This window comes from Fontimonas thermophila, assembly GCF_900113085.1.
In the GTDB taxonomy this organism is placed as follows: domain Bacteria; phylum Pseudomonadota; class Gammaproteobacteria; order Nevskiales; family Nevskiaceae; genus Solimonas; species Solimonas thermophila.
The window spans coordinates 185284-211107 of record NZ_FOOC01000003.1 but is presented as its reverse complement, the minus strand read 5'-3'; the positions used below and the strand labels follow the sequence as shown (position 1 = coordinate 211107).

Genomic DNA, 25824 nt, shown 5'->3' with positions numbered 1-25824 from the left:
TGTGCGCGCTCGATGCGCCAAGAACCGCTCATAGTTGCCGCAGTTTGCGCAGCTCGCGCACCCCCACTGCCAGAGTCATGAAATCCTGCACCGGAACCGCTTGCAATTCTTGCAGGCGCTGCATGCCGAATCTCACCTTGGATTCGTTGGCCGCGATCCAGGCCTCGATCCGCGCCTGTGGCGTATCGCCCGGCTGCTGCAGGATACGCGCGGCAAGCTGGCGATGCAGGCGATAGGTATCTTCGCGCAGATTCGAGCGCGCCAGCGCCTGCCACTTGTTGCCGACCGAAAAACCGATGATCGACGATAGCAGCCAGAGGATGCGCAGGCGGTCACCGATCTGGAAATAGACCCCGGCGGCCTCGCACAAGGGCACTTGCGCCTGCTCGGCCAGCTCGACGATATCCGGTGCGCTGCCCAGCACCATCGTATTGGCGAGCTGCACGGCGAGCTCCGGCGGCACGCCGTCGGCGCGCATGCCCTCGACGGCCTTGTCCCAGTCCGCGCGATAACTGCCCGGCAGGATGTCCGGCAGCAGCCGCGCCAGCTCGGCGATGCCGGTGCGGAAGCGGGTAACCGCCTCGCCGATCGGACGCGTGCTCCATTTGTTGTTGAGCAGCCAGGTGGTCGCGTGTTTCATCAGCCCGATCGCCCGGTTGAACAGGCGCAGCTGCAGCGCCGCCGGCACTTTCAAGTCCAGCGCCTGGATCGGCAGCCAGTAGCGGTCTCCTTCATAGATCTCATGGGCGATCGCATAGGCCTTGACGATCTCGGCACGTGGCAGGCCGTGATCCTCGGCGAAGCGGTGGGCAAACGCAAAGCCCATACGGTTGACGACGGCATTGGACAGAATCGTGGCGACGATCTCGCGGCGCAGACGATGCTTCAAAAGCAGATCGCGGTAGCGCTCGACCATCTGCGTCGGGAAGTACGACAGCAGATCGCGGTCGAAGAACGGATCGTCGGGTACGTCCGAGTGCACCACGGCGTCGAACAGCGAGATCTTGCTGTACGACAAGAGCACGCACAGTTCGGGTCGCGTCAAACCCAAGCCCGCGGCCTTGCGCTCCTTGAGCGCCTCATCGTCGGGGAGAGATTCCACGCTGCGCACGAGCAAGCCGTCGCGCTCCAGGGTGCGCATCAGGTTGGCATGTTCGTCGAGCCGCGCGGCGGCGTCGCGCTCGAGCAGCGAAACCGCCAGACTCTGCACGTAGTTGTCGCGCAGCACCGCACGCGCGAGATCGTCGGTCATTTGCGCAAGAAACGGATCGCGCTCGGCGCGGGTGAGCTGGTTCTGGCGCAACAGCTCGTTGAGCGGAATCTTGATGTTGACCTCGCGATCCGAGCTGTGCACGCCGCCGGCGTTGTCGATGAAGTCGGTATTCAGGCGCACACCCGCGAGCGCCGCTTCGATGCGGCCGAGCTGGGTGAACCCCAGATTGCCGCCCTCCCCGACCACCTTGCACCGCAGCTCGCGCCCGTTGATGCGAATCGCGTCATTGGCGCGATCACCGCAGTCCTGGTGCGACTGATACTGGCTCTTGACATAGGTTCCGATGCCGCCGTTCCAGAGCAGATCGACCGGGGCCTTGAGAATCGCGCGGATCACTTCCTGCGGAGTGAGGTTTGCGCGGTCAACACCAAGCGCCTGCTGGGCTTGCGGCGCGAGGCGGATCAACTTGGCGGTGCGCGGCCAGACGCCACCACCGGGGGATATCAGCGACTTGTCGTAGTCGTCCCAGCTCGACCGCGGCAGCTTGAACAGACGCTCGCGCTCCCTGAACGATGCTTCCGGATCCGGATCGGGATCGATGAAGATGTGCCGATGGTCAAAAGCAGCGATCAAACGGATCTTGCGTGACAAAAGCATGCCGTTACCAAAGACATCCCCCGACATGTCGCCGATGCCGACGACCGTGAACGGCTCGGTCTGGACGTTTCGACCCATTTCGCGGAAATGCCGGGCGACGCTCTCCCAGGCGCCGCGCGCGGTGATGCCCATCTTCTTGTGGTCGTAGCCGGCCGAGCCGCCGGAAGCAAACGCATCGCCGAGCCAAAAGCCATATTCCTCGGCAAGCGCGTTGGCGATATCGGAGAACGTAGCCGTGCCCTTGTCCGCGGCGACGACCAGATACGGATCATCGTCGTCGTAACGGACGACGTCGGGCGGCGGCACGACCGCATCGCCGATGCGATTGTCGGTGAGATCGAGCAGGCCGCGGACGAACGTCTTGTAGCACTCCACACCTTGCTTGAGCCAGGCATCGCGGTTCGAAGGGTCGCCCTGCTTGACCACGAAACCGCCCTTGGCTCCGACCGGCACGATGATTGCGTTCTTGACCATCTGTGCCTTCATCAAACCCAGGATCTCGGTGCGGAAATCCTGGCGTCGGTCCGACCAGCGCAGACCGCCGCGGGCAACCTTGCCGCCGCGCAGGTGGATGCCCTCGACTTCCGGCGCATAGACGAAGATCTCGAACATCGGCAAAGGCTGCGGCAGTTCCGGCACCTTGCGCGGATCGAGCTTGATGCTGACGTAGGGTTTGCGGCGGCCGTCGGCGCTCGACTGGTAATAGTTGGTGCGTAATGCCGCGCGCACGACGGCGGTATAGGCGCGCAGCACGCGGTCGCCGTCGAGCGTCGCCACTTGATCGAGCCGTTGGTCCAGTTCCTGGGCGATGCGGATCTCGGCATCCCGGCGTTTGGCATCAGCAATCGCCGGATCAAAACGCGTCTCGAACAACTGCACCAGCAAGCGCGCGAGCGGCGCATGCTCGGCCAGCAGGCGTTCCATGTAATCCTGACTATAGGGCAGGCCGGTCTGGATCAGATACTTGGTCAAGGTCCGCAGGCAGACGATCTGGCGGACGTCCAAACCAGCGAGCAGCACCAAGCGGTTGAGGCCGTCGTTCTCGGTCTCGCCATTCCAGGTGCTTAAGAAAGCCGCTTCGAAATAACTGCGCTGCTGCGCCGGCGTCAGCACGCATTCTCCGGTGATTTGCACCTGGAATTCCTGGATCCAGACCGGTTCGCCGCCGCGCGGCTCGACCCGCGTCGGATCCTGCCAGATCACGCGCAGACCGAAATTTTCCAGCGTCGGCAGCACGTCCGACAACGGCAGGGGGCGCTTCCAGCAGTAGAGCTTGAGTGCAGTGGGACAGACCTTGCCGCTGGTTTGCGTATCGACGAGCAGACGAGGCAGCACCGGATGCGCTTCATCGAGCTGCACGAGATACTGCAGGTCCACCGCCGCCTCGATCGGTGGCACGCTCTCCTGGTAAGACAACGGAAAACCGTCGAGAAAGGCGGCGGCGCGCACCCCATCCGTCCCGGGATACCGCTGCAGGGCCTCGCGCAATTGCTCGCGCCACGAGCGGGTCGCCGCGATCAGGCGCTGCTCGACCTCCGCCACCGTCAGCGGAATGGTCGTGCCTGGTGGTGTGCGCACGATGTAATGAATCCGCGCCAGGCCATGACGCAGGAATTCGGTATTGCGGTCGATACCGGTGGCGTTGCAGATGGCCGTCAGCTCGGTGGCGATGCGATCGCGCAGCTCGCGCGAGTAACGCTCGCGTGGCAGGTAGACCATGCACGAATAAAACCGTCCATAGCGGTCGCGGCGCATGAACAGCTTGAGCTGATGGCGGTCGCGCAGCGCGCGAATCCCCATGCAGGTTTCGAACAGCTCATCCTCGCTGGACTGGAACAGCTCGTCGCGCGGCAACTGCTGCAGGATTTCCCGCAGGTTCTTGCCGGAATGCGAGTCCTCACGCAGCCGCGACCGGCGCATCACGTACTCGACCTTGCGCCGGATCAGCGGGATGTTGCGCGGGCGCTCCAGATAGGCCTCCGACGAAAATAGCCCGATGAAGCGGCAGATGCCACGCACGCTGCCATCTGGATGGAAACGGCGCACCGAGATGACGTCGATGTACTCCGGATGGTGGACCGTCGAACGGTGATTGGCCTTGGTGATGACGATCAGCCGTGTCGATTCCGTGTATTTGTCCAGCTCCTCGGGCGGCGCGATCAGCTGATCCGGATCGGCAAAGCGCGCACCGTTGCGCGACAGCCCCAGCGAAGCCTCCGGCTGCAGCACGAAATGGCTGCGTCCCTGGGTGCTGACCGCGAGCGTCTCTGCCACTCCGAGAAATGTGAAATGCCCTTCGTCGAGCCAGGACAGAAATGCACGCGCCTCGGTGAACTCCTCGGCATCGGCGCCCGGCGGAACGTTCTGCAGGGTATCTGCGACCTCCCGCAAGCGCGCACGCATCGCCGGGTAATCAGCGACGACCGTGCGCAGATCCTCGATCACATGGCGCAGATCCGACTCCAACACAACATAGCCGGAGGCTTCGCGCAGCGGCTCGAACTCCATGTGGATCAGCGATTCGGCACTGCTCGCATCCACCGTCACCGACGACACCTGCACCAGCGCGCCGTGTGCATCGCGGCGCATGCTCAGCACCGGATGCACGGTCCAGTCGATCGGCGATCCCGCGGCACGCACCGCCATGGCCAGCGAATCGACGAGAAACGGCATGTCCTCGACCACCGTATCGAGCCGCGCCAGCGCGCGGGCATCGCCAGGCTCTGGCGGAGTAAGACGCAGCAGCAGTTCCCCTTGCTGGCGCCGCTGCGCGAGTCGCCAATGGCCATGGGCGATCGCAAACAGCTCCTCCGGCGTGCGCAGACGTAGCGCGTCGATCGAGGACATCTCGTAGTAATGGCGCAGGAATGTGCGGAAGGCCACCCGTTCGGCGGGTGTCACACGGGCATCGGCCAAGGCCTCCACTTGCGCCAGCAGGAGATCCTGTTCCTGCATCGAATGGGATCTCATCTTGTTCTCCTCTTGCGGCGATGCGGGCGCGCCGGTTTTCCGGCGAGTATACGCACCCTTCCTGAACCCGCCTTCGGGGAAAACCAGCAGAAGTCGCCATCGGGCGCTACGATTGCAGCGATGGATATCGCCCCCCTTGCACTACTGGTTCTGTTCTTCATCGCCTGCATCCTGTGGTGGCGCGAACGCATGCGCGCCCAGCATCTGCTGCGCGAGCAACATCGGCGCAATGCCGAGCTGATGCGCACCACCGAGCGGTGCGAGAGCCTCGCACGCCTGCACCGTAGCGCCGAGGAGCGGGAGCGCCTGTATGCGGACGGTCACGCTGCCATCCGCGCCCAGCTCGAAAACCTGCTCGCATCCGGGCCTGTCGCCGCACAAGCCGACCTCGCCCGCACACTCCTGCAACACCTCGACGCCACGGCGGCCTTGATCGACGACGTCCCCCGCACACTGTCCGAGACCTTGCAGGCGGTCCGCAGCGAGGCCACACGACGGCTCACCACACCCGCTGCCAGGCTCGACTGGGATTGCGCCGAAAACTTGCCGGATCTGCCACTTGCTCCGGATCAGGCGCTGCGCCTGTTGCGCCGGGTACGCGAGACGCTCGATGAATTACTCGAGGACCAGGGGCAGGCCTTGTGCATCCGCATCGACCGCACCGGCGCAAAACTGACGTTCGAGATCACCCACGAGAACGCAACGCACGTGCCCCGCGAGGCCATCGTGCGGTTTGCCTTGCCGCGCGCGGACACAGGCGCTTGAAGACGGCTTTCCCGTCAACAACTGAAAAGCCGCGAACCGGGAGCTCCACCGGCTGCGCCGGCATAAGCGCCGGCACAGCTTCGCTGAGGAAGGCTCAAGGCCGCAGCAGGTAGTGGCCGACGCCCCATTGACGTCCACGATCGTAGGCGAACAGCTCGGCGACGGCCATGAAGAACATCCGCCAGCGCTGCACCTTGCGCGCCGCATCGCGTGGATCGTGCTCGGCGAAGATTTTTTCGATCGTGTGACGGTTCTCATCCAGCCGCCGCAGCCAGGCCTCACTGGTGCGCGCGTAATGGGTACCGTCGATCCACCAGCGTTGCTGCACCCGCAAATCCTGCGGATAGTGCAGGAACAGATCATAGCCCGGCATGATGCCGCCGGAGAAGAAATGCCGTGCCATCCAGTCGGAATCGCCGCGGGCATCGAACGGATAGGTCAGCTCACGGTGGCAGAACACATGCACGAAAACCTGCCCGTCCGGTTCGAGCCAGGTGCGGATACGCCGGAACAGCTCGGCGTGATTGCGCACGTGCTCGAACATCTCTACCGAAACGATGCGGTCGAAACGGCCGCGCGGAGCAAAATCGTTGATGTCGGCGGTGATGATTTCCAGATTGTCGAGGCCAAGCTGCGCGGCGCGCCGCTCGATCCAGGCGCGCTGGGTGGATGAATTGGAAACACCGACGATGCGTGCATGCGGATAGCGGCGCGCCATCCACAGGCTCAGCGAACCCCAGCCACAACCCAACTCCAGAATGCGCATACCATCACCGAGCTGCGCGCGTTCTGCGGTCAGGCGCAGCATCGCCTCCTCGGCCTCGTCCAACGTCGTCACCCCCTCCGGCCACAGCGCGCAGCTGTACTTGAGCTGGGCGCCGAGCACGTGTTCGAAGAAGCGGGCGGGCACCTCGTAGTGCTGTACGTTGGCCTCGTGCGTCGCCAGTGCGATCGGGCCTTCGCGCCACTGCCGCAATCGGGTCTCGAAGCGCTCGGCTCGCGCACCGACCCCACCGGCATACTCCTCGACCAGACGCAAACGGCACAGCCCCCGGATCGCCCGCCGCAGGATTGCATCCGGGACCCAGCCCGCTTCGCTCAGGCGGATCGGCAGGCGCTCACGGTGAGGCTGCGGCGGCATCGTCTCCGCGGACGACGGGGGGATCGGGGAAGTCGATGCGTGCGTCATACAGCTCTCCGGTTTCGGAACGAATGTTGCTCAAGCCTTCATAGCGCAGCAGACGGCCATCACGCAGGTCGTAGGTCAGGTCGATCGGCTTCACCAACCAGCGCAACCAGGAATCCGGCTCCACCCGCAGCTTGACGGCGTCGGAACCGAACAGGCGGGTGCGCTCCAACACGACGGCGCGGAAGGCGAACGCGTCCAGCCGCCCGGCGACGGCGAAGCGGATCTCCGCCTTGCCCATGCGCAACAGGTTCTGCAGATGGTCGCGCAGGTATTGATCGAACCCGGCATCGGCGACCAGATCCGGCGACGCCGGCAGACGCTTGCTCTCCTCGGCGGCACGCTGGCTGGATCTGCGGAACAACCGATAGCTGCCATCGACGTACTCGGCCCCCTCGACGTAACCATCACGCGCATCTGCCAGGCGGAACGCCGGCGCATACCGGGAGGTGCGGTAATCGAGCGTCTTGGTCGCCAGGGGCGTGCCGTCCGGGCGTCGGTAATCGACACGATGTTCGATCAGAACCGCCCCGTCGTAGACGAAGCGGTGATGCTCCTCGTAGATAGGCTCGCCGGAGGCACGTGCGTAGGCATAGCCAACGAGTGTCTCGACGCGCGCCGCCTGTGCCGGCGTCACTGCCATCGCCAGAACCAGCAGGGTGCCTAATCCGGGTCTCACGATGTCCTCCCGCGCCGTGGTGGCCAGGGTATGAAGGCGCTGGTGCGGCGCACATAGTCGTCGTATCCGATGCGCCGACTCGCGGCCGCGCGTTCCTCAACCGTTGGGATGCCGCTGAACTTGAGCAGCAGCAGCACGATGACCACAAGACCGATGGCGGCACTCCAGCCCCACGGCGCGCCGATCGCGAAGAACGGATAGGCCGCCCAGTGCACGCACTCGAAGAAGTAATTGGGATGCCGTGACCACGCCCATAACCCGACGTCACAGACACGCCCGTGGTTTTCCGGACGCCGCCGGAACGCGGCGAGCTGGGTATCGGCGAGCGCCTCGCCGGCGATGCCCACGAGCCCGATGACCACGCCGAGGTACAGCCAGAGCGCATCCAGCGGAGACGGCCGATACGCCGCCGCCAGAAAGCTCAAACCCATGATCCAGGCCACGACCGCCTGCAGCAGAAAGAAGCCGAGCATGCGCCGGTCGGCATTTGCACCCCAGCGGCTACGCAGCTCCGCATAGCGGCGTTCCTCGTGCCGGCCAGCATTGCGCCAGGCCAGATATGAACCCAGACGCAGGGCCCACAGCATGGCCACCGTGGCCAGCGCGAGCCTCACCGCCGGATCGCCATCACCGCACAGCGCGTAGACGAGCGCCCCTGCCCCGACCAGCAGCGGCCACACTGCGTCGATGATGCTGGCGTTGCGGCTGCGCCGCTGCACGAACCAGACGGCGATGACGCCGGATACGGCGACCGCCAGATGCAGGACAACAGCGGCGAGCGGATTCATCGATCAAGCCTGACGCGCGAACATCAAATGGACGACGCTGTTGTAATGCTCGGCGAAACCCGCCTCGCAGATCGCGAGATAAAAGTCCCACATGCGGATGAACCGCTCGCCGTAGCCGAGCGCGCGCACCTCGGCATTGCGCTGCCAGAAGCGGCTGCGCCACTCGGCCAGCGTGCGTGCGTAGTCCTGCGAGAAATCTTCCAGATGCACGAGGCGCAGATCGGTATGCGCGGTCGCCACGTCGAGCAGATGGGTCACCGACGGCAGATTACCGCCGGGGAAAATGTAGCGGCGGATGAAATCCGAAGAGGCGCGGTAGGCCTCATAGCGCTGATCGGCGCAGGTGATGGCCTGGATCAGCGCACGGCCGCGCGGTTTGAGCAAGCGCGCGCAAGTCTGCAAATAGACCGGATAGAACGCATGCCCGACTGCCTCGATCATCTCGATCGACACCAGCTTGTCATAACAGCCTTGCAGCTCGCGGTAGTCGGCGAGCAAGACCTCGACGCGATCGGAAAGGCCCGCCTCGGCGACGCGTTCGCTGGCCAAACGGTGCTGCTCTCGCGAAATCGTCGTCGTCGTCACCCGCGCGCCGTAACGTCCGGCCGCGTGCAGCGCAAAGCTCCCCCAGCCGGAGCCGATCTCGACCACGTGATCGCCAGGACCCAGATCGAGCTTGCGGCAGATCGTGTCCAGCTTGTTGAACTGCGCGCGTTCCAGGGTATCGTCCGGCGCGGTGTATATCGCCGACGAGTACGTCATGCTCCGATCCAGGAACAGGCGGAAGAAATCATTACCCAGGTCGTAATGCGCAGCGATGTTGCGCCGGCTGCGGCGGGGATCGTTGCGGTGCTGCCATTCGAAAAGCTTCAGGAGCGGCAACCGCAAGCGTGCAAGGCCTTCATCAAGCGCCTCGAGCTGGGCTGAATTGCGGATCAGCAGCCGCGTCACGCCCACCAGATCCGGCGTGCTCCACAAATCGAGCATGTAAGCCTCACCAAGCCCGACGGAGCCACCGAGGCAGGCGTAGCCATAAAACGCCGGGTCGTGGATATCGACACGGATCGGCGAGGCATCCGCAGCGCCGAGCCGCACCGGCTCGCGGTTGGGTTCGCACAGCAGGATCGCACCTTCGCTCAGACCGGCCAGACGCTTGAGCAGGATCCGGCGCAGCACATCCGGCAACAGGGCTTTCGGCGCCAACGAAGACAGACGTTCGGCGTAAGAGGTAATCGAATCGGTCATGGCAACGACGAAGTGGACGGATGGGGGAAGAAAGGAGCGCGCTTGAGGAACAGGCGAAGCGCCTCCCAGTAAATTGCGGCAACCGTCTTCAGCGACATCAAGGGCGTGCGCAGCAGCATGCCGGCCAGGCTGGCCGCCGTCATCGGCCGGGCGGTGAGATCGAGCCAGGCGGCGAACAGGCGCTGCTCCTGCCGGTAGCAGTCCAGCTGCAGACGCAGATGCGACTCGTTGCGGCACAACTCCATGCGGTAGCGCAAATCCATCGGCATGAAGGGCGAGACGTGGAAAGCCTTGTCGAAAGTCGCGACGATGCGCTCGCTCTCGGTCACAGGTACCACATAGACGTGCTGCTCACCCCACGGCGTATTGTGAACCTCGAGCACGACCGCACACAGCGCGCCGAAGGCATCGTGGCACAAGTACAGACTGAGCGGATTGAAGCAGTAGCCGAGATAGCGCGGCTGCGCGATGAGCTCGATTCGCCCCGCCGGGCGCGTGCCGGTCGCCTGCTCGACAAGATCGCGGACTGCGATCGCCCAATCGGGATGACCGCCGCGCAGATGGTCTGCACGCCGCACCGAGACCAGGTTCGGCCGGTCGAACGACCACAACCAGCGGCCGCGGAAGGCTTGCTCGATCCGGTCCAGATCCAGCCCGAGCATGCCGATCGTGTAGCGGAAGCGGTGCGCAACCGGCGCAAAGCGCGCATGCACCACCTGGCCGTGATAGACCCAGTGAGCGGTCACAGGCGACCTCCAAGGCGGTGCACGACGTGCAAGGCCGTGCGCACGCCGTCCTCGTGAAAACCGTTCTCCCAGTATGCGCCGCAGTAGTGGGTCACACCGATTCCGTCGATCTCGGCGCGTCGCGCGCGCGCCGCGCGCGACGCCTGCGTATAGACCGGATGCTCATAGACGAAGCGCCGCAGCACCTTGGCCGGATCGATCCGCTCGGTCTGGTTGAGGCTGACGCAGAACTGCACCGGCGCCCTCAGGCTTTGCAGCCGGTTCATATGGTAAGTCACCGTTGCCGGCGCATCGTCGGCAGCACCGACGCGGTAATTCCACGACGCCCAGGCACGGCGGTTGGCCGGCAGCAGGCGTTCGTCATGGTGCAAGACCACGTCATTGGGTTGATACGGCAGTGCGCCGAGGATCTCGCGCTCGCGTTCGCTCGGATCGGCCAGCAGGGCAAGCGCTTCGTCACTGTGGCAGGCAAAAATCACATGATCGAAGCGCTCGCTGCCAAACGGGGTCTGCACCTCGACGGCATCGGCACCGCGACGCACGCGCTGCACCGGACAAGCCGTGCGCGCCGCGCTCCCCAGCGCCTCGGCGATACGTGCGACGTAGGCGCGCGAACCGCCTTCGATCACATACCACTGCGGCTGATCGGCGATCGTCAGCAGGCCGTGATTCTCGAAGAACTGGACGAAATGGTCGGCCGGGAAGCGGCTGGCGTCCTGGATCGATCCGGACCAGATCGCCGCACACATCGGCAGAAGATAACGCCGCACGAAAGGCTCGGAATATCCGGCACCGGCGAGATAATCGCCGAGGGCGAGCCCACAAGGCGCCTTCAGCAGCTCGCGACTGCGGCGATTGAAGCGCAGGATGTCGATGAGCATGCGGTAGTGATCGAGCCGCAGCAGATTGCGGCGCTGCGCGAACAGGCTGTCGAGGCCACTGCTGCCGTACTCGATCCCGCTGCGCTCGCAGCTGACACTGAAGCTCATCTGCGTCTTGCGCCGCGTCACACCCAGACGGCCGAGCAGCTTCATGAAGTTTGGGTAAGTGCGGTCGTTGCAGACGATGAAGCCGGTATCGATCGCATAGCGGACCCCCTGCCACTCGACATCGACGGTATGGGAATGACCCCCCAGCCGGTCCTGTCCTTCGAACAGGACCACCTCGTGGTGGGTGCGCAGCAGGTAGGCACAGACCAGCCCCGATATCCCGCCGCCGATGACCGCAACCCGCATTTACGACCCCCTTTTCATCAATGATGCCGCTGATACGGACGATCCGGTTTTTTGGATGCACCCGTTGCCGTCGTGAACGGGCATCGGCATCATGCACGGGTTCCATCGATTCTCGCCCGTGCTCGACAACGAACGACTCGCATCGCTTCTGGCCCGCGTCGCGCTGCGCGACCAGCGTGCCTTCCGTGAACTCTACGACCAAACCGCCGCGCATCTACTTGGCGTTGCGCTGCGTATAGTCGGAACACGGTCACTTGCCGAAGAGGCGTTGCAGGATGCATTCGTGCAGTTCTGGAACCATGCGAGCAGTTTCAACCCGGCCCGGGCCCGGGCGAGCACCTGGATGATCTCCATCGTTCGTTACCGTTGTTTGGACCTCCTGCGCAAGTCGGAGAACGACTTGCCGCTGGACGAAGTGGCGGAATCGGCCCTGCCCGTGGTCGAACCGTTCTCCGGCGCCCACCGTGAGCCGCGCCTGGATCCCTGTCTCGACGAGCTCACCGCCCAGCAGCGCGCCTGCATCTCGATGGCTTATGTCGAAGGCCGCAGCCATCAGGAGATCAGCCGGCACACCGGCACCCCGCTGGGTACGGTCAAAAGCTGGATCCGGCGCGGATTACAACAGCTCAGGGAGTGCCTTGAGCGATGAAGATCACGAACGACCGGATGCGTGACGCGCTGTGCGCCGAGTACGTGCTCGGCACACTGCGCGGCCCTGCCCGGCGCCGTTTCATGCGGCTTCTGCAGCATGATGTCGGGCTGCGGCAGCGGGTCGCCTTCTGGGAGGAGACGCTCGTGTCCTTCGCCCGCGGCACAGCGCCGGTGTCGCCGTCGCCACAAAGCTGGGCCGCGATCAGCCGCCGGCTCGGCCTTGCCGAGCCGCGAACCCAATCCCGTTTCCGCCCGATCGGGCCGCTGCGCTACTGGCTGGCCGCGGTCGCCGTCGTCCTCGCCGTTGGCTTGTCCATGCTCTCCCCGCTGCGTGAGCGATTCATGTTCGAACCGGACGTGCGCGTTGCCATCACCGACGACGCCCGGCAAGCGCTGTGGATCATCGAGGCAGACCGCAATCGCAACCGCCTGCGCGTGCGCACCCTGCGCGACATACCAGTCGCCCAAGACAAATCGCTGGAACTCTGGCTGTTGCTCGCCGACGGCAGTGCGCCGGTGTCGCTCGGCCTGATGCCGCAAACACAGGGAGCGGAGCTGGAGCTGCAGCCGCGCGCCGATCTGCGCGCCGGCAACGGGTTCGCCGTCAGCCTCGAACCGCGCGGCGGCTCGCCCACCGGGCGTGCCACCGGCCCGATCCTGCACGTCCAGACGTTTGGGCAGACAACCTAACGTCCAGCGCCTGCGCCGGCCACGGTATCGGCGACTGTCGCCTGCTCCAGCCCACAAGCCGCTTCACCGGCTAGCACCGTCGCCATGACTTCTGCTGCCGGCACATCGGGCGGCAGGTCTTGTCGGTCCAGATAAGCGACGATGTGCGATACCGCCTCGGCCAGCGTCGGCGGCGGGCATTGCGGTTCGACGCGCAAAGCAGACAAGGTGCGCATGCGCGGGCCCAGACGCGTGCGCGCCGCGCGTGCAGCCCAGGAATCGGCGCTCGTGTCCCGCGCGCGCACCGAAACGGCGAGGCCATCGAGCACGCCTTGCACATAGAGGGCGCAGTCACGCGCTCCGACACTGTGCGGGCCATCGTCGTCAAGATAAGCGCGGCAGATCTGGTGCAGGTATTGCGCGGTCAATACAGGCGATGCCGCCGCCGGTGCCAGCACACAGATGGCGAGCGCCCACGGCACGATACGATGCGTGTTCATGACGTCACCCCCGCCTCATGGGTGGATGCGGAATCCATCCCGCGCACCGGCAGCAGGAAGCGGCCCAGCAGCAGGCCGATGATGCCGGCGAGCGTCGAGGCCACGAGCACGGCGAACGTGGCCTGGGTCAACCGGTCACCGGCGGCAAACGCCAGGTTGGCGATGAAGATCGACATCGTAAAGCCGATGCCGGCGAGACAGGCCACGAGGCCAATTCCGCGCCAGCCGACACCCTCCGGCAGCACGCACCAACCCATGCGCACCGCCAGGTAGGTCGCGCACATCACACCGAGCGGCTTGCCGAGCACCAGACCGCCAACGATGCCGGCATAAAGCGACCAGGCGCCATCTCCCCAGATCGCGCCACCGGTCAGCGGCACGCCGGCATTGGCAAGCGCGAACAGCGGCATGATGCCGAAAGCCACCCACGGGTGCAGTGCCGCCTGTACGCGCACCACCGGCGAGAGCATGCCGAGCTGGGCATCGCGCAGCTCGCGAAACGGCGGCAGCAGGGATTCTGGGTCACGCCGTCCGCCGCGCAGGCGATCGGAAAACTTCTGCAGCGCCAGCGCTGCACGGCCGAGCGGATTTTCCGTGGCAAACGCCGGCGCGACCGGGGTCAGCAATCCGCACAGCACGCCGGAAATCGAGGGGTGCACACCGGCCTTGAACATACCCACCCAGATCACCGCACCGGGAAGTACGTAAGGCCAGGCCGTGCGCAAACCCAGCCGCTGGAACAAGAATACGAGACCGATGCCCGATGCCGTCACCAGCAGCGCCAGCGGCTCGATCGCCTTGGAATAGAACAGCGCGATGATCAGAATCGCCGCAATGTCATCGATGATGGCCAGGGCGAGCAAGAGCACGCGCAAGGCCATCGGCACCCGCTTGCCGAGCAGCGCGAGAACACCCACCGCAAATGCGATGTCTGTCGCGGTTGGCACGGCCCAGCCGGCGCGCAGCTCCGGATCATGATTGAGCAGGAGATAAATCACCGCTGGCATGACGATGCCGCCGAAGGCAGCCGCCGCCGGCAAGGCCATCGCCCGTACGCTGGATAACGTGCCCTCGTGCAGCTCGCGGCGAATTTCCAGCCCGACGACGAGAAAGAAGATCGTCATCAGGCCGTCGTTGATCCAGAAGTGCAGCGACTCGGTGACAACCAGGGCACCGATGCCGAGCGTCAGCGGCATCTCCCACAGCGCGTGGTAACTGCCTGCCCACGGCGAGTTTGCCCATACCAGCGCGATCATCGCGGCGAGCAGCAACACGGTGCCGCTGGAAGCCTCGACGTGGATGAAACGCTCGAATGGCTTGAGCAGACGCGCTCCTGCGGGCACGGTTTTGGGCTGCGCGGTCGATCGATTCATCGCCAACACCTTCCATGGTTGGCGGCCCGACCAACTCGCTGACCTATCGTGCAGGACGCACGACACCCGTTGCCAATGATTATGCCGGAGCACGGTGTCCGGTCAACCAAGACGGCCATGTTCGGATGTCGCAACGCGGCGCGCGCTGCCAGTCCGTGAATGGCACCACAAGTCAGAGTGAGGATTCAGCGTGCGCCGACCGGCGATCGATCCGCTGGTAATACCCAACCGTGCAACCCGACCGTGCAGCGGTTGGCGGAGTGAGAGGGATTCGAACCCTCGATACGGTTTTAGCCGTATACACCCTTAGCAGGGGTGCGCCTTCGTCCACTCGGCCATCACTCCGGGACGATTCACCGCGGAGGGTTTCCCCTTCCGCGCCGGACTATACACGCTCACCCATGCGGGGATCATCCCGTCCGGTCATCTGAAGACGGCTCAAAGCAATCGAGCCCTTGCGGGCTCGACGGCGACACCGATGGCGCGCCCGGAAGGATTCGAACCTCCGACCCCCAAGTTCGTAGCCTGGTGCTCTATCCAGCTGAGCTACGGGCGCATCGCTCGCGTCGGCGTCATGCAACGCGAGGGCCGCGATTCTAGCGGCCCTCGCCGGCAAGGTAAAGAAAAATCTTTGTCTTGCGAAAAGCTGCAGGTGTGTTGCCGTGCTCAGGCGGCCGCCGGCACGGCCGGATGATCGCCCTCGCGCTTGATGCGTTCGAGGATTTCCTCGCGGTGTACGGCAACGTCGCGTGGCGCTTTGACACCGACGCGCACCTGATTGCCTTTGACGCCCAGAATGGTGACCTCGATGTCACCGCCGATCACCACCGTTTCGCCGACTCGCCGTGTCAGAATGAGCATCGCGCATCCTCCTTGATCGTTGACCGCCAGTGTCAGGAAGATGGCGCGCCCGCGGTATCCCCCAAAATGGGCTAATCGGCTGTGGATAAGCGGCGCGGGCGCATTCACGCCGCCTGCCGCTCTTCCAGTCCGAACGCCTTGTGCAGCGTGCGTACGGCGAGCTCGAGATACATCTCGTCGACGACGACGGAGATCTTGATCTCCGAGGTCGAGATCATGCGGATGTTGATCCCCGCAGCGGCGAGCGATTTGAACATCTTCGAGGCGACACCGGCGTGGCTGCGCATGCCGACGCCGACCAGCGACACCTTGACGATGTCGGCGGCACCGGAGACACCTTTGGCGGCCAGCTCTGCGGCGATCCGGCGCGTGAGCTCCAGCGTGCGCTCGTAATCGTTGCGATGCACGGTGAATGTGAAGTCGGTATGGCCATCGCCGCCGACGTTCTGCACGATCATGTCGACTTCGATGTTGGCATCACCGACGGGACCGAGGATCGCGGCAGCGATGCCGGGACGATCCGGCACGCCGGTGATCGTGATCTGCGCCTCGTCGCGGTTGAAGGCAATGCCAGAGATGAGCGGTTCTTCCATTTGCGTATCCTCAAGCGTGATCAGCGTGCCCGGGCCCTCGACGAAAGTGGACAGCACGCGCAGCGGAACCTTGTATTTGCCGGCGAACTCGACGGAGCGGATCTGCAGAACCTTCGAGCCGAGGCTCGCCAGCTCGAGCATTTCCTCGAACGTGATCTTGTCCAGACGCCGCGCCTTGGGTTCGACCCGCGGATCGGTGGTGTAAACCCCATCGACGTCGGTGTAGATCTGGCATTCGTCGGCCTTGAGCGCTGCAGCGAGCGCAACGCCGGTGGTGTCTGAACCGCCGCGCCCCAGCGTGGTCACGCTGCCGTCCGGGCCGAGCCCCTGGAAGCCGGCGACAACCGGCACGATCCCGGCCTTGCAGTCGGCGAGCAAGCGTTCCGGCTCGATTTTCTGGATCCGCGCCTTCATGTAGGCATCGTCGGTGTGGATCGGAACCTGCCAGCCGGTGTACGAGCGGCTCGGCACGCCGAGTTTTTGCAAGGCCAGTGCGAGCAGGCCGATCGTGACCTGCTCGCCGGTGGCGGCGATCTGGTCGAACTCACGCCCGTTACCGCGCGGGTCGATGGACTTGGCGAGCTTGAGCAGCCGGTCGGTTTCGCCCGACATGGCCGAGACGACGACGACGAGCGCATGTCCCTGCTGTTTCCACGAGGCGACCTTGCGCGCGACGTGTTCGATCCGCTCGATGGAACCCATCGAGGTGCCGCCGTATTTCTGAACGATCAGTGCCATTGCAATGCCATCTTTATCCAATGGGCCGCTCCCCGGTGATTCGCGCGCGACCCTGAACCATCAAGTCAGTCTTTGTTCCACCCAGGCATAGACGCTGTCGATCGCCGCCGGCAGGCGGTCCGGCTGCGTGCCGCCGGCCTGGGCCATGTCGGGCCGGCCGCCGCCCTTGCCACCGACTTGCGCGGCGACGAAGTTCACCAGTTCGCCGGCCTTGACCCGGCTGGTCAGATCGGCGGTGACGCCTGCGACGAGGCTCACCTTGCCGCCGCCGACGGTGCCGAGCAGGATGACGGCCGAATCCAGCTTCTGCTTGAGCTGGTCGATCAAACCGCGCAGCTCCGTAGCCTCGATGCCGTCGATGCGTGCCGACAAGACTTTCACGCCCTTGATCACACGCGCCTGCCCAGCGAGCTCGCCGCTGGCGCTGGCTGCGAGCTTGGATTTGAGCGCCGCCAGCTCTTTCTCCAACTGACGCATCCGCTCCTGCATCTGTTCGATCTTCGCGACCAGGTCGTCGGGCGTCGCCCGCAGACTCTCGGCAGCGCGGCGCAGCTTGTTTTCGGTCTCGCGCAAATGGCGGATCACGTTTTCACCGGTGATCGCCTCGATCCGGCGCACGCCGGCAGCGACCCCGCCTTCGGAGACGATCTTGAACAGACCGATGTCACCGGTGCGTTCGACGTGCGTGCCGCCGCACAGCTCGGTGCTGTACGGCCCCATCGTCAGCACGCGCACGGTGTCGCCGTACTTCTCGCCGAACAGAGCCATCGCGCCGGATGCGATGGCCTGGTCGTAGGGCATGATTTCCGCGCGCACCGGCACGTTGGCGAGAATGGCGGTGTTGACGCGTTGCTCGATCTGCGCGATCTCATCGGCGGTCAGGGCCTGGCCGTGCGAGAAATCAAAACGCGTGCGCGCCGCATCGACCAGCGAACCCTTTTGCACGACATGCGTCCCCAGCACCTCGCGCAGGGCACGATGCATCAGATGGGTCGCCGAATGGTTGCGCATCGTCGCGCGGCGCAGGCTTTCGGTGACCTCAGCCGTCACCGTGTCACCGATGGCGAGCGTACCGCTACCCAGCGTGCCGTAGTGGCCGAATACACCGCCCTTGATCTTCTGCGTATCGGTGACTTCGAAGGCGCCGATGCGCCCCTTGTCGCCGACCTGGCCACCGGATTCGGCATAAAACGGCGTTACATCGAGAACGACGACACCGTGATCACCCGCATCGAGGCGGCTGACCGGCTGACCGTCGCGGTATAAGGCCAGCACCCTGGCCTCGGCGTGCAGCGACTCATAGCCGATGAAGCAGGTTTCGGCGCCCTCATAGGCGAGCGTGTCCATGCTCTTGAACGTGCTCGCGGCGCGTGCACGCTCACGTTGCGCAGCCATCTCACGCTCATATCCATCCATGTCCAGCGACAGCGCGCGCTCGCGTGCGATGTCGGCGGTCAGATCGACGGGAAAACCGTAGGTGTCGTAGAGCTTGAACACGATCTCGCCGGGAATCGTGCGCCCGGAACCCAGCTTTGCGATCGCCTCGTCGAGCAGCCTCATCCCCTTGTCGAGGGTGACTGCGAAACCGTCTTCCTCGGCACGGATCGCTTTCTCGATGTCCGCCTGCCGCTCGCGCAACTCTGGGTATGCCCCGCCCATGACCTCGGACAGCGGCGCCACCAGCTTGAAGAAGAAAGGCTCGGTCAGTCCCAGCTTGTAGCCGTGACGGATCGCGCGGCGCATGATCCGGCGCAGCACGTAGCCGCGCCCCTCGTTCGACGGCAGCACGCCGTCGGCGATGAGAAAACTCGTCGCCCGTATGTGATCGGCAATGACCTTCTGCGAGGCGCTCGCATACGGGCGTTGCCCGGCCAGCGCCGCGACCGCGCCGATCAGGGCCTTGAACGTGTCGGTCTGGTAATTGTCGTGCGTCCCCTGCATCAGCGCGCTGATGCGCTCCAGCCCCATGCCGGTATCGACACTCGGTGCCGGGAGCGGCGAAAGCCGGCCATCGGCGGCGCGATCGAACTGCATGAAGACCACGTTCCAGATCTCGATCCAGCGGTCGCCGTCTTCGTCGGCCGATCCCGGCGGCCCGCCCTGGATCCCCTTGCTGCCATCCGGGTCGTGGTCGTAAAAGATCTCGGTGCAGGGCCCGCAGGGACCGGTGTCCCCCATGGCCCAGAAGTTGTCGGATGCGTACGGACCGCCCTTGTTGTCCCCGATGCGGATGATGCGCTCCGCAGGCAGGCCGATGTCGCGATGCCAGATCGCATAAGCCTCGTCATCGGTGTGATAGACGGTGACGAGCAGGCGGCGGCGATCGATCCCCAGCCAGTTCGGCGAGGTGATGAACTCCCAGGCGTAAGCAATCGCGTCCTTCTTGAAATAATCGCCGAAGCTGAAATTGCCCAGCATCTCGAAGAAGGTGTGATGGCGCGCGGTGTAACCGACGTTCTCCAAATCGTTGTGCTTGCCGCCGGCGCGCACGCACTTCTGGCTCGACGCCGCACGCGTGTAGGGCCGCTTGTCGCGGCCGGTGAACACATCCTTGAACTGAACCATGCCGGCGTTGGTGAACAGCAGCGTCGGATCATCGGCCGGCACGAGCGGCGACGAGGGGACGATCGTATGCCCCTTGCTCCGGAAAAATTCCAGGAACTTCGCGCGCAACTCGTTGCTGGTCATCGGAAACGTGGGCGTCGGCAAAAGGGCGGCTATGGTAAACAAGTGACCCAACCGCCGCCAATTTGAAAGCCGCCGAAAAACTTTCGCTCGCAAGCTTTTCCGGCGCCCATCCGAAATGCCTTGCGGACAGAGCGATGGGCAATACATGCGCTGTTCGCACTCGACGCAACGCCGCCGCTGCGCAGGCTGCCCACGGCTTGCAAATGAAAAACGATCTCAATTAGATTAGCCGCCCGCACCGACCTTGCCAGATCACCCAACCCCTATGAACAACACCCTCCGCGCCGTCCCGGCCGCGATCTGCCTCGCACTCAGCCTGCCGGTCCAAGCCGACGAGCATTTGTTCGGCTACGTCCGAGGCGCCGAACCCTTGCCGGCCGGCGCCCAGGAGCTTTACCAGTGGATCACGATGCGCGAGGACAAGGGGGAGGGGCGTTACCGCGCCTACAACCTCGCCACTGAATACGAATACGGCTGGACGCATCGCTTTTCGACCGCGGCCTATCTGAAGGCGCAGGCGATCGACACGCGCGGCCTGGTCATCGATGGCTATCTGCCCGGCGCCGAGAAATACGGGATCAAGCTCTCCGGCGTCGAAGCGGAAATCAAATACAACATCCTCAGCGCGGCCAAGGATCCGATTGGCCTGACGCTGATCGTGGCACTCGAGCACGACTGGCTGGATCCGCACTCCGGCCGCGACAAGGACACCCTGTCCTTCGAAACCGGGCTGGCGCTGCAGAAATACTTCCTCGACGGCGCATTGATCTGGGCGGGCAATGGCGCCGTCGAATCGACTTATGCCGACCGCAAGGCGATCGCAGACCTTCCGCCGGGCTTCGACTGGCCGACCGATCCCGAAATGGAGATCGAGCTGCAGCTGGGCACCGGCCTCTCCTACCGCTTCGCACCCAACTGGTTCATCGGCGCGGAAGTCCAGTACGAGACGGAATTCGAAACCGAGGTCGGTCAGGAGCGCTGGTCTTGGTTCGGCGGACCGGCACTGCACTACGGCGGCAAGAAATGGTGGGCCACCGCCACCTGGTTCCCGCAGCTGCAAGGCGGCGGCGAAATCGCCTATGAGGGTCAACCCGCGCACCGTCACGTCGTCGAAAAGACATTGGACGAATATCGCCTCAAGGTCGGCTTCAATCTTTGAGGGATTCAAGCCATGTCGCTGCGATACTGGCGCCATGGCCTGGCGCTGATCGTCCTGGCCAGTGCATCACCGGTCCGCGCCGAAGTATTCCTCACGGTCGAGCAGGCGCAGCAGGTGCTGTTCCCGGGTGAGACGCTGTCCGCGCACCCGCTGACCCTGAACGGCGACCAGATCCGCGCGATCGAGAAAATGAGCGGCGTGCGCGTACGCGAACCGCAGATCAAGCTCTGGCAGGCCTCCGGCGGCGGCTGGATGTTCGTCGATCGCGTGCTCGGCAAACACGAGTTCATCACTTACGCGCTCTCCCTCGACGCCGACGGAGCCGTCCGCCAGATCGAGATCCTGGAATACCGCGAGACCTACGGCGGCGAGGTGCGCGATCCCCGCTGGCGCGCGCAGTTTGTCGGCAAGAAGGCGGGCGCGCCACTGCAGATCGACGACGACATCCACAACATCTCCGGCGCGACGCTGTCGAGTGTGCACATCACCGAAGGCGTGCGCCGCCTGCTCGCCACCTATGCCATCGCCGTCGCCCACGAGTGAGCGCAGACCGGCTGCCCTGCCGGCGGCCGTCGGTGGCGCCTGGCGAGCCGACGAGGCGCGCACAGCCCGGTGCAGGGGACGGACCGAGTGACCCGCTTGAACGTTCCCCGCCGCGTGTACCCGGGCCATGTGCCGATCCGGCTCGGCAAATGGCAGGAGCGGCTCGTCTACATCCTCGGGCTCGGCCTGCTGCTCAGCGGTGCGGGCTGGCTGCTGCTCGAACATGGGGTGCGCGTCGAAGGTGAGTTCGGCCCGACGCATCACTGGGCACAGGCCTGGCTGCTGAAAGCCCACGGCGTACTGGCGATGTTCGCGGTGTGGGGCTTTGGCGTGCTGTGGAGCTTCCATATCCGCCCCGCCTGGCGGCTGCGACGCCACCGCAACAGCGGCGGTTTGCTGTTCGCCAGCGTATCGCTGCTGTCGATCAGCGGCCTGCTGCTCTATTACGCCGGTAACGAAACCCTGCGCGGCTTGAGCAGTCTTGTGCACTGGATCATCGGCTTTGCCGGCAGTATCGCCCTGATCGTCCACGGCCTGCTCATCGCGCGCCGAGGGCGGTCACGCCACGACAGCGACGATCACGCCTCGGGGGGCTCCCAGTCCCCTGCCTCTTCCTCTTCGAAAGCCGAGCGTGGATCGCCACCCGCGTCCTTGAGCACGGCACGCACGGTTTCGGCGGAAAAACCGCGGCTGGCCAGATAGCGATATTGCCTGCGCCATTCGGCAGGCGTGCCCGGTGCGTTGCGGAATTTGCGCGCGCGCAGCGCGGCACACCGCGCCAGCCAGTCCACATCCGCATCGTCGAGGGCCGCGCGCACCTGCGCATCCGGCACCCGGGCGGCGGCCAGCTCGGCACGGATGCGCAGCGGTCCATAGCCCTGCTCGATGCGGTGGCGCACGAGCATTTGTGCATACCGTGCATCCGACTGCCAGCCCTCGGCGGCGAGCCGGTCGACGATCGCTCGCGCCTCGCCATGGCCGCGGCGCTTGAGCTTTTCTGCGAGCTCGGCGGCGCTGTGCTCACGCCGCGCCAGCAGACGCAGGGCCGTATCGCGGCCGCCGCGCCGCACGCCGGTGTTCTTATTTTTCCGCAGCACCGGCAGCCGGCTTGCGATCGGGCAGCAGTCGCTGGCGCAGCGCCTGCTCCAGCTCCTCTGCCATCTCCGGATGTTCCTTGAGAAAAGCGCGCGCATTCTCCTTGCCTTGGCCGATTTTCTCGCCTTTGTAGGCATACCAGGCGCCGGATTTCTCGATGAGTTTGTGCTCGACCCCGAGGTCGATCAGTTCGCCGAGTTTGGAGATGCCCTCGTTGTAGAGGATCTCGAAGCTCGCTTCGCGAAACGGCGGCGCCAGCTTGTTCTTGACGACCTTGACGCGGGTTTCGTTGCCGATGACCTCGTCGCCTTTCTTGATCGAACCGACCCGGCGGATGTCGAGGCGCACCGAGGCATAGAACTTGAGCGCGTTGCCGCCGGTGGTGGTTTCCGGCGAGCCGTACATGACGCCGATCTTCATGCGGATCTGGTTGATGAAGATGACCATGCACTTGCTGCGCGAGATGTTGCCGGTGAGCTTGCGCAGCGCCTGCGACATCAGGCGCGCCTGCACGCCGACGACCGAATCGCCCATCTCGCCTTCGATTTCGGCCTTGGGCACCAGCGCGGCGACGGAGTCGATGACGATGAGGTCGACGCTGTTGGAGCGCACCAGCATGTCGCAGATCTCCAGCGCCTGCTCGCCGGTATCGGGCTGCGAGATCACCAGGTCCTCGACCTTGACGCCGAGCTTCTGCGCGTACTGCACGTCGAGCGCATGTTCGGCGTCGATGAAGGCGCAGACGCCGCCGGCCTTCTGGCACTCGGCGATCGCGTGCAGCGTCAGCGTGGTCTTGCCGGAGGATTCCGGTCCGTAGATCTCGACGACGCGGCCCTTGGGCAGGCCGCCGATGCCCAGCGCCACGTCCAGCGCCAGCGAGCCGGTGGAGACGGTTTCGACGTCGCGCAGCTGCTCGCCCGGGGTCATCTTCATGATCGCGCCCTTGCCGAACTGGCGCTCGATCTGCGACAGCGCTGCTTCCAGCGCCTTCTTGCGGTTGTCGTCCATGGAGTCCTGCGTGTTTTGTGTGTGTGGCGGAAAGTGTGCCGTTTGCCGGGCTCAAATCATGAGCCCCCATGCCCTCGCAGCGGCAGCGGTTCTGTGAACCGAATCACGGCATCCGTCCGAGGCGCCGTATTCTTCCACAGCGGGGGGCGCCGTGCCGCCGGCCCGCCTGCCGCTTCGAGGCCCGGTCGTCGCCCGGCGAGCGCGCAGCGCCGGCCGGGACGCTGGCAGCCGCGGGCAGCGCTGCGCGCTTCCCGGGCTACAGCGGCAAGGCGAGCTGATCCGGCGCCGCGGCGCCCTCGTCCGGCGCGCCGGTGAGCGGCCAGCGGCCGAGCAGCTCGTACTCGACCGGATTGCGGTCGAGCCGGCTGCGCACCAGCACGAACTCGTCGACCGCCCAGTCGATCGGCGTCACCGGCGTCGGCGGCAGCGGCTTGCCGGCGTCGCGCACCACGGTCAGATGCGGCACGAAGCGCATGCGGTCGGGGGTGACGCCGACGCGCAGCATGGCGTCGCGCAGCCGCTCGTGCAGGCGCTCCAGCTGCGGCGGCAGCTCGCGCATCCCCAGCCACCACGGGATCGCGCGATTGCGGAAGCTGCCGGCCTGATCGAGGCGCAGCGCGAACGGCGGCGAGCGCACCAGGCTCGCCGCCTGACGCGCGGCCGCTTCCTTGTCGGCCGGCACGAAGTCGCCGAGAAACAGCAGCGTGATGTGGTAACGGTCCGGCGGGCTCAGGTAGCCGGTCGGCTGCATGCGCATGCGCAGGCCGCGCGCCGCCTCAGCGCAGGCCTGGCGCACCGCCGCACTGGGCCACAGCGCGAAAAACAGCCGGTTGATGGCCGGCCGCTTCGGTTCAGCCAGCATGGCGCAGGCGGTCGAGCAGGATGTCCAGGGCGGTGCGCGCGGTCTGCATGCGCACCGACTCGCGATCGCCGTCGAAGCGGAAATGATGCGCCGCGCAGGCGCCGTCGCGCTGCGCGCAACCGATCCAGACGGTGCCGACCGGCTTGTCGCTGCTGCCGCCGCCAGGTCCGGCGATGCCGGTGACCGCGAGCGCCCACTGCACCGGCGCCTGCACCAGCACGCCGCCGGCCATCGCCAGCACCGTCGCCTCGCTGACCGCGCCGTGGTGCAGGATCACTGCCTCGGGCACGCCGAGCAGCGCCTGCTTGGCGCGATTGGAATACGTCACGTAGCCGCGCTCGAACCAGGCCGAGGAGCCGGCAACGTCCGTCAGCGTCTTGGCAATGAGGCCGCCGGTGCAGGACTCGGCGACGGCGAGCCACTCGCCGCGGGCGAGCAGTTCCTGGGCAATGTCGGCGACGCGCTGCTGCATGGGTGTGTCTCAGGCGCGCTTGAAGCGTTCTTCGGCCATGCGATCGGCGATCTCGCCGGTCGGCCGTTGTTCCGCCTGCGCGCGCTCGAAGATCGCGCTCAGCGTGGTGCCGATGCGCCGCAGGTGCGCCTCGACCACCGCAGCGTCGTAGTCCGGTCCCTCGTAGTGGATGTCGATGATGCCGCCGGCATTGATGCAGTAATCCGGCGCGTAGAGGATGCCGCGCGCCATCAGCGCGTGGTCGTGCTCGGGCCGCGCCAGCTGGTTGTTCGCGGCACCGGCGACGACGCCGGCCCGGAGCTGCGCGATGCTGGCGTCGTTGAGCACGGCGCCCAGCGCGCAGGGCGCGAACACGTCGACCTCGAGCGCGACGATGCGGTCCATGTCCACCGCCGTTGCGCCGAACTCCCTGACGCAGCGCTCCACCGCCGGCGCGTGCAGATCGGTGACCCAGAGCTGCGCGCCGGCCTCGTGCAGATGCCGGCACAGGCGGTAGCCGACGTTGCCGACGCCCTGCACGGCGACGCGCAGGCCGCGCAGATCGTCGCGGCCGTAGCGGTGCTTGACCGCGGCCTGGATGCCGATGAAGACGCCGAAGGCCGTCGCCGGCGACGGATCGCCGGTGCGCCCGGCCGCCTGCGCCTTGTCGTCGGCGAGTCCGCCGACGTGACGCGTGACCTCGGCCATCAGGCGCATGTCGGCGACGCTGGTGCCGGAATCCTCGGCGACGACGTAGGCGCCATTGAGGCGATCGACCGCACGGCCCATCGCGCGCATCAGCTCCGGCGTCTTGTCGCGGCGCGGATCGCCGATGATGACGCTCTTGCCGCCGCCCTGCGGCAGCCCGGCGAGCGCGGCCTTGTAGGTCATGCCGCGCGACAGGCGCAGCACGTCGGTGAGGGCCTCGTCCTCGCTGCGGTAGGGCCACATGCGGCAACCGCCCAGGCCCTTGCCGAGGGCGGTGTTGTGAACCGCGATCAGCGCGCGCAGACCGCTGCGCTCGTCGTGGCAGAAGCAGACCGTCTCGTGATGGTCGAATTCCGGATGCGCGAACAGCTGCATGACGGTGTCTGGAGCGTGTATGGACAGGGATTGTAGCCACGCCGGGACTTGCCATCGACCCACGGC

At 65.5% G+C, this 25824-nt stretch carries 22 protein-coding genes and 2 tRNA genes; 5 read left to right on the top strand and 19 right to left on the bottom strand.

What is annotated here, in order from left to right:
* Positions 1 to 28: 28 nt before the first annotated feature.
* Complete coding sequence (locus BMZ48_RS04275; protein WP_091532255.1) at positions 29 to 4840, bottom strand: NAD-glutamate dehydrogenase; 4812 nt, start codon at positions 4838 to 4840, stop codon at positions 29 to 31.
* 120 nt (positions 4841 to 4960) lie between these two features.
* Between BMZ48_RS04275 and BMZ48_RS04270 the strand changes: the two genes are divergently transcribed.
* Entirely contained in the window at positions 4961 to 5605 is a 645-nt protein-coding gene (locus BMZ48_RS04270; RefSeq protein ID WP_091532253.1) for a hypothetical protein, read from the top strand.
* Between the two features lie 94 nt (positions 5606 to 5699).
* Here the strand turns inward: BMZ48_RS04270 and BMZ48_RS04265 are convergent, their stop codons facing one another.
* From BMZ48_RS04265 to BMZ48_RS04240, 6 genes are read right to left on the bottom strand one after another with little or no spacing between them, the layout of a single operon-like run.
* Positions 5700 to 6746: an SAM-dependent methyltransferase gene (locus BMZ48_RS04265; RefSeq protein ID WP_200769511.1), complete on the bottom strand. Its 1047-nt coding sequence runs from the start codon at positions 6744 to 6746 to the stop codon at positions 5700 to 5702.
* Complete coding sequence (locus BMZ48_RS04260; RefSeq protein WP_143383626.1) at positions 6724 to 7470, bottom strand: hypothetical protein; 747 nt, start codon at positions 7468 to 7470, stop codon at positions 6724 to 6726. The genes BMZ48_RS04265 and BMZ48_RS04260 overlap by 23 nt, the downstream gene beginning before the upstream one ends.
* Positions 7467 to 8258, bottom strand: a complete 792-nt coding sequence (locus tag BMZ48_RS04255; protein WP_091532247.1) for a DUF1295 domain-containing protein — start codon at positions 8256 to 8258, stop codon at positions 7467 to 7469. Before BMZ48_RS04255 ends, BMZ48_RS04260 begins: the two co-directional genes overlap by 4 nt.
* A 3-nt stretch (positions 8259 to 8261) precedes the next feature.
* On the bottom strand, positions 8262 to 9503 hold the full coding sequence (locus BMZ48_RS04250) for an SAM-dependent methyltransferase (protein WP_091532246.1): 1242 nt from the start codon (positions 9501 to 9503) through the stop codon (positions 8262 to 8264).
* A complete protein-coding gene (locus tag BMZ48_RS04245; RefSeq protein WP_159431082.1) occupies positions 9500 to 10249 on the bottom strand; it encodes a DUF1365 domain-containing protein in 750 nt (249 codons plus the stop codon). Before BMZ48_RS04245 ends, BMZ48_RS04250 begins: the two co-directional genes overlap by 4 nt.
* The gene (locus BMZ48_RS04240) at positions 10246 to 11484 is read right to left on the bottom strand and encodes an NAD(P)/FAD-dependent oxidoreductase (protein ID WP_091532242.1); all 1239 of its coding nucleotides are present in this window, start codon (positions 11482 to 11484) and stop codon (positions 10246 to 10248) included. The genes BMZ48_RS04245 and BMZ48_RS04240 overlap by 4 nt, the downstream gene beginning before the upstream one ends.
* A gap of 118 nt (positions 11485 to 11602) precedes the next feature.
* Here BMZ48_RS04240 and BMZ48_RS04235 point away from each other — a divergent pair, with 118 nt between their 5' ends.
* Both BMZ48_RS04235 and BMZ48_RS04230 read left to right on the top strand, forming a co-directional pair.
* Complete coding sequence (locus BMZ48_RS04235) at positions 11603 to 12133, top strand: sigma-70 family RNA polymerase sigma factor (protein ID WP_159431081.1); 531 nt, start codon at positions 11603 to 11605, stop codon at positions 12131 to 12133.
* Entirely contained in the window at positions 12130 to 12825 is a 696-nt protein-coding gene (locus BMZ48_RS04230; protein ID WP_091532238.1) for an anti-sigma factor, read from the top strand. Before BMZ48_RS04235 ends, BMZ48_RS04230 begins: the two co-directional genes overlap by 4 nt.
* Here BMZ48_RS04230 and BMZ48_RS04225 read toward each other — a convergent pair.
* The 7 genes from BMZ48_RS04225 to alaS all read right to left on the bottom strand — a co-directional run bounded on the left by BMZ48_RS04225 (position 12822) and on the right by alaS (position 19557).
* Complete coding sequence (locus tag BMZ48_RS04225; RefSeq protein WP_091532235.1) at positions 12822 to 13304, bottom strand: hypothetical protein; 483 nt, start codon at positions 13302 to 13304, stop codon at positions 12822 to 12824. The genes BMZ48_RS04230 and BMZ48_RS04225 overlap by 4 nt on opposite strands.
* A complete protein-coding gene (gene nhaA / locus BMZ48_RS04220) occupies positions 13301 to 14677 on the bottom strand; it encodes a Na+/H+ antiporter NhaA (RefSeq protein ID WP_091532233.1) in 1377 nt (458 codons plus the stop codon). Before nhaA ends, BMZ48_RS04225 begins: the two co-directional genes overlap by 4 nt.
* Before the next feature lie 253 nt (positions 14678 to 14930).
* Positions 14931 to 15022 (bottom strand) — tRNA-Ser (locus BMZ48_RS04215).
* A gap of 134 nt (positions 15023 to 15156) precedes the next feature.
* Positions 15157 to 15233, bottom strand: a tRNA-Arg gene (locus BMZ48_RS04210).
* A 110-nt stretch (positions 15234 to 15343) separates the two neighbouring features.
* Positions 15344 to 15538, bottom strand: a complete 195-nt coding sequence (csrA, locus tag BMZ48_RS04205; protein WP_091532231.1) for a carbon storage regulator CsrA — start codon at positions 15536 to 15538, stop codon at positions 15344 to 15346.
* A 104-nt stretch (positions 15539 to 15642) separates the two neighbouring features.
* Positions 15643 to 16869: an aspartate kinase gene (locus BMZ48_RS04200; RefSeq protein ID WP_091532229.1), complete on the bottom strand. Its 1227-nt coding sequence runs from the start codon at positions 16867 to 16869 to the stop codon at positions 15643 to 15645.
* A 60-nt stretch (positions 16870 to 16929) separates the two neighbouring features.
* Positions 16930 to 19557: an alanine--tRNA ligase gene (gene alaS, locus BMZ48_RS04195; protein ID WP_091532226.1), complete on the bottom strand. Its 2628-nt coding sequence runs from the start codon at positions 19555 to 19557 to the stop codon at positions 16930 to 16932.
* Between the two features lie 265 nt (positions 19558 to 19822).
* On the opposite strand from alaS, the gene BMZ48_RS04190 reads away from it, so the two are divergent.
* Both BMZ48_RS04190 and BMZ48_RS04185 read left to right on the top strand, forming a co-directional pair.
* Positions 19823 to 20716, top strand: a complete 894-nt coding sequence (locus BMZ48_RS04190) for a DUF6662 family protein (RefSeq protein WP_091532224.1) — start codon at positions 19823 to 19825, stop codon at positions 20714 to 20716.
* A gap of 12 nt (positions 20717 to 20728) precedes the next feature.
* On the top strand, positions 20729 to 21259 hold the full coding sequence (locus BMZ48_RS04185; RefSeq protein WP_091532221.1) for an FMN-binding protein: 531 nt from the start codon (positions 20729 to 20731) through the stop codon (positions 21257 to 21259).
* Between the two features lie 578 nt (positions 21260 to 21837).
* On the opposite strand, the gene BMZ48_RS04180 is transcribed toward BMZ48_RS04185, so the two are convergent.
* The 5 genes from BMZ48_RS04180 to BMZ48_RS04160 form a co-directional block, all read right to left on the bottom strand.
* A complete protein-coding gene (locus tag BMZ48_RS04180) occupies positions 21838 to 22356 on the bottom strand; it encodes a regulatory protein RecX (RefSeq protein WP_234981515.1) in 519 nt (172 codons plus the stop codon).
* Positions 22340 to 23362, bottom strand: a complete 1023-nt coding sequence (gene recA / locus BMZ48_RS04175) for a recombinase RecA (protein ID WP_091532218.1) — start codon at positions 23360 to 23362, stop codon at positions 22340 to 22342. Before recA ends, BMZ48_RS04180 begins: the two co-directional genes overlap by 17 nt.
* 256 nt (positions 23363 to 23618) lie before the next feature.
* Entirely contained in the window at positions 23619 to 24224 is a 606-nt protein-coding gene (gene thpR / locus BMZ48_RS04170; RefSeq protein WP_091532216.1) for an RNA 2',3'-cyclic phosphodiesterase, read from the bottom strand.
* Entirely contained in the window at positions 24214 to 24696 is a 483-nt protein-coding gene (locus tag BMZ48_RS04165) for a CinA family protein (protein ID WP_091532215.1), read from the bottom strand. Before BMZ48_RS04165 ends, thpR begins: the two co-directional genes overlap by 11 nt.
* Positions 24697 to 24705: 9 nt before the next feature.
* Entirely contained in the window at positions 24706 to 25758 is a 1053-nt protein-coding gene (locus tag BMZ48_RS04160; RefSeq protein WP_091532213.1) for a Glu/Leu/Phe/Val dehydrogenase dimerization domain-containing protein, read from the bottom strand.
* Between the last annotated feature and the right edge of the window lie 66 nt (positions 25759 to 25824).

Bases quoted from the DNA above. Each gene is read 5' to 3' on its own strand.
- nhaA (WP_091532233.1), bottom strand. From the start codon at position 14,677: ATGAATCGATCGACCGCGCAGCCCAAAACCGTGCCCGCAGGAGCGCGT.
- BMZ48_RS04270 (WP_091532253.1), top strand. From the start codon at position 4,961: ATGGATATCGCCCCCCTTGCACTACTGGTTCTGTTCTTCATCGCCTGC.
- csrA (WP_091532231.1), bottom strand. From the start codon at position 15,538: ATGCTCATTCTGACACGGCGAGTCGGCGAAACGGTGGTGATCGGCGGT.
- recA (WP_091532218.1), bottom strand. From the start codon at position 23,362: ATGGACGACAACCGCAAGAAGGCGCTGGAAGCAGCGCTGTCGCAGATC.
- BMZ48_RS04160 (WP_091532213.1), bottom strand. From the start codon at position 25,758: ATGCAGCTGTTCGCGCATCCGGAATTCGACCATCACGAGACGGTCTGC.
- BMZ48_RS04185 (WP_091532221.1), top strand. From the start codon at position 20,729: ATGTCGCTGCGATACTGGCGCCATGGCCTGGCGCTGATCGTCCTGGCC.
- BMZ48_RS04230 (WP_091532238.1), top strand. From the start codon at position 12,130: ATGAAGATCACGAACGACCGGATGCGTGACGCGCTGTGCGCCGAGTAC.
- BMZ48_RS04275 (WP_091532255.1), bottom strand. From the start codon at position 4,840: ATGAGATCCCATTCGATGCAGGAACAGGATCTCCTGCTGGCGCAAGTG.
- BMZ48_RS04165 (WP_091532215.1), bottom strand. From the start codon at position 24,696: ATGCAGCAGCGCGTCGCCGACATTGCCCAGGAACTGCTCGCCCGCGGC.
- BMZ48_RS04255 (WP_091532247.1), bottom strand. From the start codon at position 8,258: ATGAATCCGCTCGCCGCTGTTGTCCTGCATCTGGCGGTCGCCGTATCC.
- BMZ48_RS04225 (WP_091532235.1), bottom strand. From the start codon at position 13,304: ATGAACACGCATCGTATCGTGCCGTGGGCGCTCGCCATCTGTGTGCTG.
- BMZ48_RS04190 (WP_091532224.1), top strand. From the start codon at position 19,823: ATGAACAACACCCTCCGCGCCGTCCCGGCCGCGATCTGCCTCGCACTC.
- BMZ48_RS04240 (WP_091532242.1), bottom strand. From the start codon at position 11,484: ATGCGGGTTGCGGTCATCGGCGGCGGGATATCGGGGCTGGTCTGTGCC.
- alaS (WP_091532226.1), bottom strand. From the start codon at position 19,557: ATGACCAGCAACGAGTTGCGCGCGAAGTTCCTGGAATTTTTCCGGAGC.
- BMZ48_RS04200 (WP_091532229.1), bottom strand. From the start codon at position 16,869: ATGGCACTGATCGTTCAGAAATACGGCGGCACCTCGATGGGTTCCATC.
- BMZ48_RS04250 (WP_091532246.1), bottom strand. From the start codon at position 9,503: ATGACCGATTCGATTACCTCTTACGCCGAACGTCTGTCTTCGTTGGCG.
- thpR (WP_091532216.1), bottom strand. From the start codon at position 24,224: ATGCTGGCTGAACCGAAGCGGCCGGCCATCAACCGGCTGTTTTTCGCG.
- BMZ48_RS04265 (WP_200769511.1), bottom strand. From the start codon at position 6,746: ATGCCGCCGCAGCCTCACCGTGAGCGCCTGCCGATCCGCCTGAGCGAA.